This is a genomic window from Sphingobium sp. YBL2 (assembly GCF_000943805.1).
Classification (GTDB): domain Bacteria; phylum Pseudomonadota; class Alphaproteobacteria; order Sphingomonadales; family Sphingomonadaceae; genus Sphingobium; species Sphingobium fuliginis.
Map to the genome: position 1 here is coordinate 2,519,510 of NZ_CP010954.1, position 11,411 is coordinate 2,530,920.

Consider the following 11,411-nt stretch of genomic DNA (forward strand, 5'->3'; position numbering starts at 1 on the left):
TTTGAAAGAATCCCCGGCGGCGCCTCAAAGGCTGCTTTGCGCCGAAATCCCCGGAAATGTGACCGAAGGAAGGCAAAAGCTGATCCAGATCAGTGCGCGCCCCTGCAAAGCCCCTTAGGAATGCGGGGTGACGATAACGCCCACTGCCGGCAGCGCCCGACAGGCCCTGCGCCAAGCGACGATGGAAAGCCATCAGCGTGTCGACGACCTGTTCTCGCATTTTTCGCTGAACGATCGCCCCGGCTATGCCGCCTTCCTGAAGGCCCATGCCCGGGCGCTCGCCCCGCTGGAGCGGATGACCCGCCCCGATGCGCCGCGGCTGCCGCTGCTGACCCGGGACCTTGCGGCCCTGGGCGAACCGCAGCCCGCGCCGCTCGCCGCGCCGGCGCCCCCGTCCGATGCCTATCGCTGGGGTCTGCGCTACACGCTGGAAGGATCGCGCCTGGGCGGCGCCATGCTCGCCCGCCGCGTCGGCCCCGGCCTGCCGCGCGCCTATCTGTCCGCCGTGCATGAAAAGGGCGGCTGGGCGGATTTCCAGCGACGACTGGATGAAGCCGCGGCCGATGGGGGCCAGCCATGGATCGGCGACGCGATTCGCGGCGCGGAGGCCGCATTCGATCTGTTCGCCGCCGCCGCCAGGGGCGAAGTGGCGCCCGTCCATGGCTGACGGCAATATCCCGGCCCAGGATTTCGCCGTCGACCTCAGCAATTGCGACCGGGAGCCGATCCATGTGCTGGGCACGGTCCAGCCCTTCGGTTTCCTGATCGCGCTGACCGCCGACTGGCTGGTGTCGCGCGTGTCGGCCAACAGCGCCGATCATATCGGTCTTTCGCCCGAACAGATGCTGGGCCGGCCGATCAGCGGCATCTTCAGCGGGGAGGCGGTCCATTCCCTGCGCAACCGCATCACCCTGCTGCGCGGCCCCGACGCGGTGGAGCGCATCTTCTCCCTCACCCTGGTCGACGGGATCGCGCCGTTCGACGTCGCCGTCCACTTCTCCGGATCGCTGGTCGTGATCGAGGCCGAACCGGCGTCCCATGACGAGATGGAGGCCAGCAGCATGGTCCGCTCCATGGTGTCGCGGCTCGGCCAGACGCAGGGCATGGCCGCCTTCCTGCGGGACGGCGCGCGGCAGGTGCGGGCGCTGACGGGCTTCGACCGGGTGATGGTCTATCGCTTTGCGGAGGGCGGCGACGGCGAAGTCGTGGCCGAAGCGCTGCGTCCCGGCATCGACAGCTTCTTCGGCCTGCATTATCCCGCGTCCGACATTCCGGCGCAGGCGCGGGCGCTCTACCTGCGCAACATCTTCCGCGTGATCGCGGACGTGCAGGCGCAGCCGGTTCCCATCGTGCCGCAGCTCGACCCCTCTGGCGCCGCGCTCGACATGTCGCTCTGCCTGACGCGGGCGGTGTCGCCCATCCATATCGAATATCTCGGCAATATGGGGGTAGGGGCCTCGCTCTCCATCTCGATCGTCGTCGAAGGGCGGCTCTGGGGCCTGTTCGCCTGCCACCATTATGGCCCCCGCCTGCCCAGCTTCGCGCAGCGCAGCGCCGCCGAACTGTTCGGCCAGATCTTCTCGATGATGCTCGAAAACCGGGAGCGCAGCGAAACCTCCGCCTATGAGGGCAAGGCGCGGCAGGTGGCCGACCGGCTGATGTCGGCGGTGGCGCAGGACCATGACCTGCTGTCCAACGCCCGCTGGCTGGGCGAGGTGATCTTCGACACCATCCCGGCCGACGGCGTCGGCGTCTATATCGACGGCCAGATGACCTTTTCCGGCCTCGCCCCGGACGAGCGAAGCTTCGCCGCCATCGTCGCCATGCTGAACCGGGCCGCCGCCGGCCAGGTCTTCACCACCGATCATATGGCGCGCCTGCTGCCCGAATCGTCCGCCCATGCCGACCGGGCGGCGGGGCTGCTCGCCATCCCGCTCTCGCGCCGCCCGCGCGACTATGTGGTGCTGTTCCGGGCGGAACAGCTCCGCTCGGTGCGCTGGGCGGGAAGCCCGGAAAAGCATATCGAATATGGCCCCAACGGCCCCCGCCTGACCCCGCGCAAGAGCTTCGAACAATGGTCGGAACTGGTGCGCGGCGCCGCCGTGCCCTTCACCGCCGCCGAACTGCGCGTGGCGGAGGCGCTGCGCACCGCCCTGCTGGAAGTCATATTGCGCCTGTCCGATTCCGCCCATGATGAACGGCAGAAGGCGCATGAGAAGCAGGAATTGCTGATCGCGGAACTCAATCATCGCGTCCGCAACATCCTCTCGCTGATCCGGGGGCTGCTGTCCCAGACCCGCGACAGCGCCGAATCGGTCGACCAGTTCATCGACACGCTGGAAAGCCGCGTCCACGCCCTGGCCCGCGCCCATGACCAGATCACCGCCGACCGCTGGGCGCCCGCCCGGCTCTACGACCTGATCGAGGTGGAATCGGCCGCCTATCTGGCCGAACGGCGCGACCGGGTGAAGCTGACCGGTCCCAATGTGCTGCTCACCCCGGCCGCCTTCACGGTGCTGGCGCTGGTGATCCATGAGATGCTGACCAACGCCGCCAAATATGGCGCTCTGTCCGACAATGGCAGCGTGGCCATCGGCTGGAGGGTCGATGCCGACGGTAGCCTGCTGCTCGACTGGCGGGAAAGCGGCGGGCCGGCCGTGGTCGCGCCCACCCGCCGGGGCTTCGGATCGACCGTGATCGAACGGTCCATCCCCTATGATCTCGATGGCCGGGCGGAGGTGCATTACCGCCTTTCCGGTCTGGAGGCGCGATTCTGCATCCCCTCCGCCCATGTCGCCTCCGTCCTGCCCGACGTCGTCGGCATCGAACGCGCCAGCCCCGCCCCGGCGCCCACGCCGACGCTGCTCAAGGGGCGCAACGTCCTGCTGGTCGAAGACAATATGATCATCGCCATGGATGGCGAGGACGCGCTGCGCGACCTCGGCGCCGAAGTGATCACCGCCGCCAGCGTCAGCCGCGCGCGGGATGCGATCGCGAACCATGACGTCGATCTGGCGGTCCTGGACTTCAACCTCGGCAATGAAACCAGCCTTCCCGTGGCGGAACTGCTGGCGGAAAAGGGCGTCTCCTTCCTCTTCGCCACCGGCTATGGCGACGGGCTGGACCTGCCCGAACGCTTCGGCGACGTGACCCTGCTCAAAAAGCCCTATTCCGGCGCCACTCTGGCCCAGGCCATCGCCCCCGTGCTGGAAGAAAACGGAGCTTGAGGGCCGCCCGCCGCCGCCTTTCACGCCCCACCCGAAACAGTCCGTTTCCAGCGCCCCGCTTGCGCCGCGCTCAAATCCATCCGATCTCCTGGGCATGAGACAACCGACTCTCTTCATCCCCCATGGCGGCGGCCCCTGCTTCTTCATGGACCCCAGCGACCCCGATCGCCCGCATTGCGACCCGATGTGGCAGCCGATGCAGGACTATCTGGCGGGCATCGTCGCGACCCTGCCCGAACGCCCCCGTGCGATCCTGCTGGTCTCCGGCCATTGGGAGGAAAGCCGGTTCACCGTCCATGACGGCGAAAGGCCCGGCCTGCTGTTCGACTATTACGGCTTTCCCCCGCACACATATGCGCTCCGCTGGGATGCGCCCGGCGCGCCCGCGCTCGCCCGCCGCGCCGCCGGCCTGCTGGAACAGGCGGGCTTCCCCACCGGCAGGGAGGATGAGCGCGGCTGGGACCATGGCGTCTTCATCCCGATGAAGGTCGCCCTGCCGCAGGCCGACATCCCCGTCGCCCAGCTCTCGCTCCGCGGCGATCTCGATCCCGACGCGCATCTCGCCGCAGGCCGGGCGCTCGCGCCGCTGCGCGACGAGGGCGTCCTCATCATCGGATCGGGAATGAGCTTCCACAATCTGCGCGTGCGCGGCGCACAGGCGACCCAGCCTTCGATGCTCTGGGACGAAGCCCTGACCGCCGCCGTCACCGACCCCGATCCGGCCAGCCGGGCGCAGCGCGTCGCCGCCTGGGCCGACCTGCCCCATGCCCGCTTCGCCCATCCGCGCGAGGAACATCTCCTGCCGCTGATGGTCGCCCTGGGCGCGGGCGGGGAGGATGCGGCCGTGCGCGACCACGCCAGCAATGTGCTGGGCTGGGCCGTGTCGGGCTACCGCTTCGGCTGAACCGCAGGAACGCGGATGGCCTCAGGGCTTCCGCAGCGCCGGAACCGCCTTCGCCGCTTCGTCCGGCGTGATGCCGGATGGCGGCACGGCGTCCACCACTTCCTCGCCCCGCATCACCCGTCCCGCCCGCTGGATCGCACCCCGCAACCGGGGATAGATGCCGCACCGGCAGATATTGGTGATCGCCGCGTCGATCTCCTCGTCGCCCGGATCGCTGGTCCGCCGCAGCAGCACCGACGCCGCCATGATGACGCCGGGGATGCAGTAACCGCATTGCGAGACATTGTCCGCCGCGAACACCTGTTGCAGCGGATGGCCGCGGTCGGGCGACAATCCCTCTATGGTGGTGACGAACTTGCCCTCCGTGGCGGCGATCGTCACCTGGCAGGAGCGTACGGCTTCCCCGTCTATGTCGACCGTGCAGGCGCCGCAATCGCCCGTGCCGCAGGCATATTTCGTCCCGGTCAGGTTCGATGCGTCGCGCAGCGCCCACAGCAGCGGCGTCGCCGGGTCCATGCGATATTGGACGGGCCGGTCGTTGACCGTGAACTTCGTCATCCCGCGCCCTCTTCCTCGACCTTGTGGTAGAGCACCTCGTTGCGGATGTGGATGGTGCGCGAGGCGAGCCGGATTTCCTGGATGAAGGTGCCGAAGGCCGCCGCCTGCAACACCATGGCCAGGATGAAGAGGATCGCGATCGGCGTGCCCAGATGCACCCCGAACAGATTGGCCGCGAACAGCAGGATGACCACCAGACAGACGGCGCAGGCCGACGCCACCGACAGGAAGATCGCGCCATTGACCACGCTCATCCGCCGGTCCAGCACGCGGATTTCGCTGACCATCCGGTCATGTTCCTTGCCGCGGGACGCGAGGATCTTCTCCTCCACCTTCCGCGCCCGGTCGATGATCCGCGCCAGCCGCCCGACGCAGACGTTCAGGAACGCCCCGATACCCGCAAGCAGGAAGACAGGAGCCAAAGCGAGCTGAATAGTCTGTGCGACCTGGGAAACCTGGGGGAGTGCGATCATCGTTTCACAGCAGCGCAGCGCGAAGGAAATGGCAAGGGTTGAAATGATGGCATGGGACTCACGCCATCATGACTTGAAGGAAACGCGCGCCTGCGAAGGCAGGAGCCCAGTTCCGCCGTCCGGGCATCACTCAACCCTCCGAACCGGGCTGAATGCGAGCCGCCTGTCCCGCTTCAGCGCCTCCGCAGGAGCGCAATCCTATATTCCTCAGGCCTATATTCCTCAGGCCTATATTCCTCAGGCCTATATTCCTCAGGCCTATATTCCTCAGGCCTATATTCCTCAGGCAGCGCCCTTGGCCGGCGTGTTGACGCCCATGGACTTCAGATAGTGCCGGATATTGCGCGCGGCCTGCCGCAGCCGCTGCTCATTCTCCACCATGGCGATGCGGACATAACCCTCGCCATCCTCGCCATAGCCGACCCCCGGCGCGACCGCGACCTTGGCATGGGTAAGGAGCTGCTTGGAAAATTCCAGGCTCCCCATGTCCTTGAGGGCAGGGGGCAGCGGCGCCCAGGCGAACATCGACGCCTTGGGCGCGGGAATGTCCCAGCCCGCCCGGCCAAAGGCCTCCACCATCACGTCGCGGCGCTTGTGGTAGAGTTCGCGGTTCTTCTGCACGATGTCCTGCGGCCCGTTCAATGCCGCGCAGGCCGCCGCCTGGATCGGCGTGAACGCGCCATAGTCCAGATAGGACTTCACCCGCTTCAACGCCGCGATCAGTTGCCGGTTGCCCACGGCGAAGCCGATGCGCCAGCCCGCCATGGAATAGGTCTTGCTGAGCGAGGTGAACTCGACCGCGACATCCTTGGCGCCCGGCACCTGCAGGATGGAGGGCGTCGGATTGCCGTCATAATAAAGCTCGGAATAGGCAAGGTCGCTCAGCACCCAGACCTTGTTCTCCTTCGCCCAGGCGACCAGCCGCTCGTAGAAGGCGAGGTCGACCGTCTCCGCCGTCGGATTGCTGGGATAGCCCACCACGAGGATCGACGGACGCGGCACGGTGAAGGCCATGGCCCGTTCCAGCGACTGCCAATAATGTTCGTCCGGCGTGGTCGGCACGGATCGGATGGTCGCGCCCGCGATGATGAAGCCGAACATGTGGATCGGATAGCTGGGATTGGGCGCCAGCACGACGTCGCCCGGCGCGGTGATCGCGGTGGCCAGGCTGGCGAGGCCCTCTTTCGACCCCATGGTCACGACCACCTCGGTCTCCGGGTCCAGATCGACGCCGAAGCGGCGGCCATAATAATTGGCCTGCGCCCGGCGCAGCCCCGGAATCCCCATCGACTGGGAATAGCCGTGCGCGCTCGGCTTCTGCGCGACCTCGCACAGCTTGGCGATGACATGGTCGGGCGGCGGCAGGTCGGGATTGCCCATGCCTAAGTCGATAATGTCCTCCCCCGCGGCGCGTGCGGCGGCCCGCATCGCGTTCACTTCGGCGATGACATAGGGCGGCAGACGCTTCATGCGGTAGAATTCTTCGGACATTGGGGCTTTCCTGAAAGCTCGCTGTAAGGAATAGTGCGTGACGCGCATTCGGCTTGTCACGATCCGGCTATAACCCGCCAGCCCGCGACACGCCAGAGAAAGCGGCGGACCGGACCATGCCAGGCGAAGGAAGGTGGCCATGAAAGCACAGGACGTCATGGAACCCCATCTCCCCACGCTGGAGGACATGCAGCAATGGACGCAGGTGCTGGGCCGGGCGCAGCAGTTGCTGCTGGAACAGGCGGCGGGCGCGACCGGGCGCACGCTGCCCTTCGATCCCGAAGCCGTGGCGCGCATCCAGACCGGCTTCGCCGACGAAGGCTTGGCGCTGTGGCAGCGTTTCCTGGATTCCGGCGGCCTGCTGCGCGACCAGCCGGAGCCGCCGCCCTCGGGCAGCCCCGCCGCCGCGCGCGACCGCCGCTTCGCCGACCCGGCCTGGACCGAGCATCCCTTCTACGACCTGATCCGGCAAAGTTACCTGCTGCTCTCGGATTATCTGATGAAGCTGGCCGACGCGGTGGACGGCGTCGATCCGAAGCAGAAGGCAAAGCTGCGCTTTGCCACCACCGGCCTGCTCGACGCCATCGCCCCCAGCAATTTCCCGCTGACCAACCCGCTGGTCGTGCAGAAGACGATCCAGAGCGGCGGCGAGAATCTGGTCAAGGGCCTCCAGCACATGCTGGCCGATCTGGAAAAGGGCCAGCTCACCCACACGGACGGCACGGCGTTCGAGCTTGGCCGCAACATCGCCTCCACGCCGGGCAAGGTGATCAGGGAAACGCCGCTCTACCAGTTGATCCACTATGCCCCGACGACGGACAAGGTGCTGGAAACGCCGCTGATCATCTTCCCGCCATGGATCAACCGCTTCTACATTCTCGACCTGTCGCCGGAAAAAAGCTTCGTCAAATGGGCCGTGGACCAGGGGATCAGCGTCTTCCTGGTGTCGTGGAAATCGGCCGACGCCTCGATGAAGGACCTGGTCTGGGACGATTATATACTGAACGGCCAGATCGACGCGATCGACACGGTGCGCGACCTGCTGGGCGTGCCCGGCGCCCACGCCATCGGCTATTGCGTCGCGGGCACCACCCTTGCCGCCACACTGGCGCTGCTGGCGGCGCGGGGGGAGGGAGAAAAGGTCGCCAGCGCCACCTTCTTCACCGCCCAGGTCGATTTCAGCAAGGCAGGGGACCTCAGCCTGTTCGTCGATGACGAGCAGATGAAGATGGTGGAGCAGCTTTCCTCCGGCGGCTTCCTCGACGGGCGCTACATGGCCGCGACCTTCAACCTGCTGCGCGGGCGCGACCTCATCTGGAACTATGTGGTCAACAATTACCTGCTGGGGCAGGATTATCCGCCCTTCGACCTGCTCTACTGGAATGGCGACACCACCAACCTGCCGGCGCGCTGGCACAGGGATTATCTGACCCAGCTCTATCGCGACAACCTGCTGGTCCGGCCGGGCGCGATCAGCGTCGCGGGCACGCCCATCGACCTGCGCCGGGTCAGGACACCCGCCTATGTGCAGGCAGGACGGGAAGATCATATCGCCCCGCTGGAAAGCGTGTGGAAACTGACCGAACATTTCTCCGGCCCGATCCGTTTCCTGCTGGCGGGGTCGGGGCATATAGCGGGCGTGGTGAACCCGCCCGCCGCCGGCAAATATCAATATTGGACCTGCACCGAATCGCAGCCCACCCTGGAGGCCTTCCTTGCACAGGCGAAGGAGACGAAGGGGAGCTGGTGGCCCGACTGGATCGAGTGGATTCGCGGGCAGACCCCCGCCACGGTCCCGGTGAAGGGCGCCCGCCGCCCGGGCAGGGGCCGACTCAAGGCCATTGAGGATGCGCCCGGCCGCTATGTGAAAACCCGTTAGTTCCTTCACATGGGACAGGGGGGACAGGGTTTGCGGCAGCCCGCCTCGTTGCAGCGACGGGCCGTATGAGGCAATTTTGTTGCACTGCACAAAAACACTTGCAACCGCATTTCGATCCCTATATTGTGCACTGCAACAAATGGAGGTTGGTCCATGGCCGTTACCCCAAAGCCAGTGCGTAAGAAGCCTGCCGCCAAGAAGGCGTCGTCGTCGACCCTGTCCGCCAGTGAGGCGCTCAAGGCCGCCGAAGCTGCGATCAAGGCCCCGGCCCCGACGAAGGCGAAGCCCGCCGTCAGGAAACCGGCGCCGCCCAAGCCCGTCGCTCCGGCCGCCAGGCCGGCGCCCGTGGCGAAGGCCGATCCGGTGGCGGTGATCGCGGCGACCACGGCGGTCGACGCCGCGCCTGAGCCCGAGCTGGTGAAGGATGCGACGCCCGAACCCACCCCCGTCGCCGCGGCGCCGGCGGTGAAGACGCCGAAGTTTGAGCCGGTTGCGGAACCGACGCCGACCGAACCGGAGCTATGGAAGAGCCTGTCGTCCAAGGCCGGGCCGCTAGAGCCCATGTTGCTGCCCGCCACAGAAGGAACGAAGATGATGAACGACGTGATCGAGACCGGAAAGAAATTCGCTGAAGAAACCAAGGCCAAGCTCGAAACGGTCTATGCCGACCTGAACGAGAAGGCGAAGGTGAGCGTCGAGAAGTCGACCAAGGCGATCGAGGAGTTCAGCGACATCGCCAAGGGCAATGTCGAAGCGCTGGTCGAATCCGGCAAGATCGCGGCCAAGGGCTTTGAGACCCTGGGCCAGGAAGCCGTGGACTACAGCCGCAAGAGCTTCGAAAAGGCGACTGCCTCGTTCAAGAGCTTCTCGACCGTGAAGACGCCGACCGAATTCTTCCAGCTCCAGAGCCAGCTGCTCTCCAGCAGCTTCGACGAATTCACCAAGGAAGCGGCCAAGAGCAGCGAAGCGCTGATGAAGCTGGCCGGCGACGTGGCCTCGCCGCTGACCGCCCGCGTGACCGTGGTGACCGACAAGGTGAAGGCGCTCGCCGCCTGATCCCCCCTCGGTTTTCTGAAACAGGGAAACGGCTCCGTGATCGGGGCCGTTTTCTTTTTTGCGCAGCGCGCAGATGCCCGGTCCGGGCGCTGGAATCCACCCGCATCCTCTCCCGCTCCCCCACAATATTGCGCCTCTCCTTTGCGGGTTCCCCAACGTCGTTCGTCTTGGGAAGATGTGGGGCAGTTGATCGTCCCCGCCACTTACATTCCGCCGAAGAGAGGCATGGGTTTCCATCATGGTCGATTGCACAGCTTCCGCCGCCTTGATCCACCAGGGCATCTTCCCCATAACGCCGCCCGCACGGCACCGGCAGGGGAGCAGCGCTGATGCACGGTGACGTGATGACCTGGCTCCTGCCGCTGGTCGCGATGCTGGGGGCGGGACTGTTCGCCGGTTTCGCGGCGGGGATTTTCGGGATCGGCGGCGGCTTCGTGGTGGTGCCTGCGCTGTTCGTGGTGCTGCCGCTGCTGGGCGGCACGCATGACGCCATCGCCCATGTCGCCATCGGCACGTCGGCGGCGACGATCATCGTGACGTCGATCCGTTCCCTCCTCGCCCATGCCAAGCGCGGCGCGGTGGAGTTCGAGGTGCTCAAGACCTGGGCGCCGTGGATCATCCTGGGCGACGGCGCGGGCGTGCTGCTGGCCGGCCATGTCGACGGACGCATCCTGACCATGATCTTCGCGATCGGCGTGTTCCTGATGTCGCTCAACTTCCTGCTGCCCAAGGTCGGCGGCAAGGTGATCAGCGACACCATGCCCTCGGGCATCGCCCGCGTCGGCATCGCCGGGGGCCTGGGCACCTTCTCCGCCCTGCTCGGCATCGGCGGCGGCACCATCGCCATCATGGTGATGACGCTGTGCGGCCGCTCGATCCACCGCGCCATCGCCACCGCGTCGGGCATCGGCACGCTCATCGCCATTCCCAGCGCCATCGGCTTCGCGCTGATCGGCCTCAAGGAAGGCGGCCTGCCCTGGGGATCGCTGGGCTATGTCAACATCCCCGCGACGCTCGCCATCGCCTCCATGTCCGTGCTCACCGCGCCGCTGGGCGTCGCCGTCGCGCACGCCATGCCCGCCGCCCCGCTCAAGAAGATCTTCGGCGTCTATCTGGTGATCATCGCCTTCGTCATGTTCCGCAACGCGATCCGCATGTGACCCGCTTCCCCTTCCCGCCCATGGCCGCTGCAAGGGCCATGGGCGGGATTTTGCCATAACCTATTGAAATAAGGTTATTTCCGGCCGGTTTCTCTTTTCCGCCGGTCGCCGCAGGGATGCGCTTCATCCATTCTGCACAACCGTTCATGCGCAAAATCCCTTTCCTCGCACGTTGACCCCCCATCGGGACGAGGAAGAGGAGAAGAGACATGAAACGCTCGACTGTCGCCAGCGCCCTTGCCATGCTCGCCATGGCGCCGCTTTCCGCAACGGCCATGCCCCATGGCGCGATGAGCTATGAGGAAAGGCTCGCCGCGATGGAGGACGACATGACCCTGCCCGCGCCGATTGCGGGCGTGCAGAATAAATATTGGTTCAACTATCGCACCGATGTTGCGGAGGCCCGCAAGGAACTGGCCCACGACCTGCGCCACGCCACCGATGCGGAGGATGAGCGCGACGCCTGGGACGAATATCGCGCGGAACTGGCCGACGCCCGCCGCGACTATGCGAAGGAAATGCGCGAGAAGGGCTATCGCACCGGGCAGGTGCGGGTCCACGGTTCCGGTCGCTGACCATGACATGGGCTGGAGGGTGGTAGAGCCGCCGGAGCATCGTGCGCAAAACCGGTTCCCACTTTTGCGCACGATGCTCTGGAAAGGA

11 protein-coding genes are annotated in these 11,411 nt (G+C 66.3%); 7 read left to right on the forward strand and 4 right to left on the reverse strand.

Annotated elements, in window-relative coordinates; all coding sequences use genetic code 11:
• The first annotated feature begins 133 nt into the window (after window positions 1–133).
• From TZ53_RS11555 to TZ53_RS11565, 3 genes are all read left to right on the forward strand, one after another.
• The gene (locus TZ53_RS11555) at window positions 134–667 is read left to right on the forward strand and encodes a biliverdin-producing heme oxygenase (RefSeq protein ID WP_037481584.1); all 534 of its coding nucleotides are present in this window, start codon (window positions 134–136) and stop codon (window positions 665–667) included.
• Window positions 660–3,227, forward strand: a complete 2,568-nt coding sequence (locus TZ53_RS11560) for an HWE histidine kinase domain-containing protein (protein ID WP_044661353.1) — start codon at window positions 660–662, stop codon at window positions 3,225–3,227. The genes TZ53_RS11555 and TZ53_RS11560 overlap by 8 nt, the downstream gene beginning before the upstream one ends.
• 94 nt (window positions 3,228–3,321) lie before the next feature.
• Entirely contained in the window at window positions 3,322–4,131 is an 810-nt protein-coding gene (locus TZ53_RS11565; RefSeq protein ID WP_044661354.1) for a DODA-type extradiol aromatic ring-opening family dioxygenase, read from the forward strand.
• 21 nt (window positions 4,132–4,152) lie between these two features.
• Here TZ53_RS11565 and TZ53_RS11570 read toward each other — a convergent pair whose 3' ends face one another.
• The 4 genes from TZ53_RS11570 to TZ53_RS11580 all read right to left on the reverse strand — a co-directional run bounded on the left by TZ53_RS11570 (window position 4,153) and on the right by TZ53_RS11580 (window position 6,653).
• Window positions 4,153–4,689: a (2Fe-2S)-binding protein gene (locus tag TZ53_RS11570; RefSeq protein WP_044661355.1), complete on the reverse strand. Its 537-nt coding sequence runs from the start codon at window positions 4,687–4,689 to the stop codon at window positions 4,153–4,155.
• On the reverse strand, window positions 4,686–5,162 hold the full coding sequence (locus TZ53_RS11575) for a DUF2721 domain-containing protein (RefSeq protein WP_025547338.1): 477 nt from the start codon (window positions 5,160–5,162) through the stop codon (window positions 4,686–4,688). Before TZ53_RS11575 ends, TZ53_RS11570 begins: the two co-directional genes overlap by 4 nt.
• A gap of 130 nt (window positions 5,163–5,292) precedes the next feature.
• Window positions 5,293–5,448, reverse strand: coding sequence for a hypothetical protein (locus tag TZ53_RS27920; RefSeq protein WP_084694405.1), 156 nt, complete (start codon window positions 5,446–5,448; stop codon window positions 5,293–5,295).
• Window positions 5,445–6,653, reverse strand: a complete 1,209-nt coding sequence (locus tag TZ53_RS11580) for an LL-diaminopimelate aminotransferase (protein WP_025547340.1) — start codon at window positions 6,651–6,653, stop codon at window positions 5,445–5,447. The genes TZ53_RS27920 and TZ53_RS11580 overlap by 4 nt, the downstream gene beginning before the upstream one ends.
• Before the next feature lie 139 nt (window positions 6,654–6,792).
• Between TZ53_RS11580 and TZ53_RS11585 the strand changes: the two genes are divergently transcribed.
• The 4 genes from TZ53_RS11585 (at window position 6,793) to TZ53_RS11600 (ending at window position 11,323) form a co-directional block, all read left to right on the forward strand.
• Entirely contained in the window at window positions 6,793–8,532 is a 1,740-nt protein-coding gene (locus tag TZ53_RS11585) for a PHA/PHB synthase family protein (RefSeq protein ID WP_044661356.1), read from the forward strand.
• A gap of 153 nt (window positions 8,533–8,685) precedes the next feature.
• Window positions 8,686–9,588 (forward strand): phasin family protein, encoded by a 903-nt coding sequence (locus TZ53_RS11590; RefSeq protein ID WP_044661357.1) that lies wholly within the window; start codon window positions 8,686–8,688, stop codon window positions 9,586–9,588.
• Window positions 9,589–9,917: 329 nt separating this feature from the next.
• The gene (locus TZ53_RS11595; protein ID WP_025547343.1) at window positions 9,918–10,748 is read left to right on the forward strand and encodes a sulfite exporter TauE/SafE family protein; all 831 of its coding nucleotides are present in this window, start codon (window positions 9,918–9,920) and stop codon (window positions 10,746–10,748) included.
• Window positions 10,749–10,957: 209 nt separating this feature from the next.
• A complete protein-coding gene (locus TZ53_RS11600) occupies window positions 10,958–11,323 on the forward strand; it encodes a hypothetical protein (RefSeq protein ID WP_025547345.1) in 366 nt (121 codons plus the stop codon).
• Window positions 11,324–11,411 lie beyond the last annotated feature (88 nt).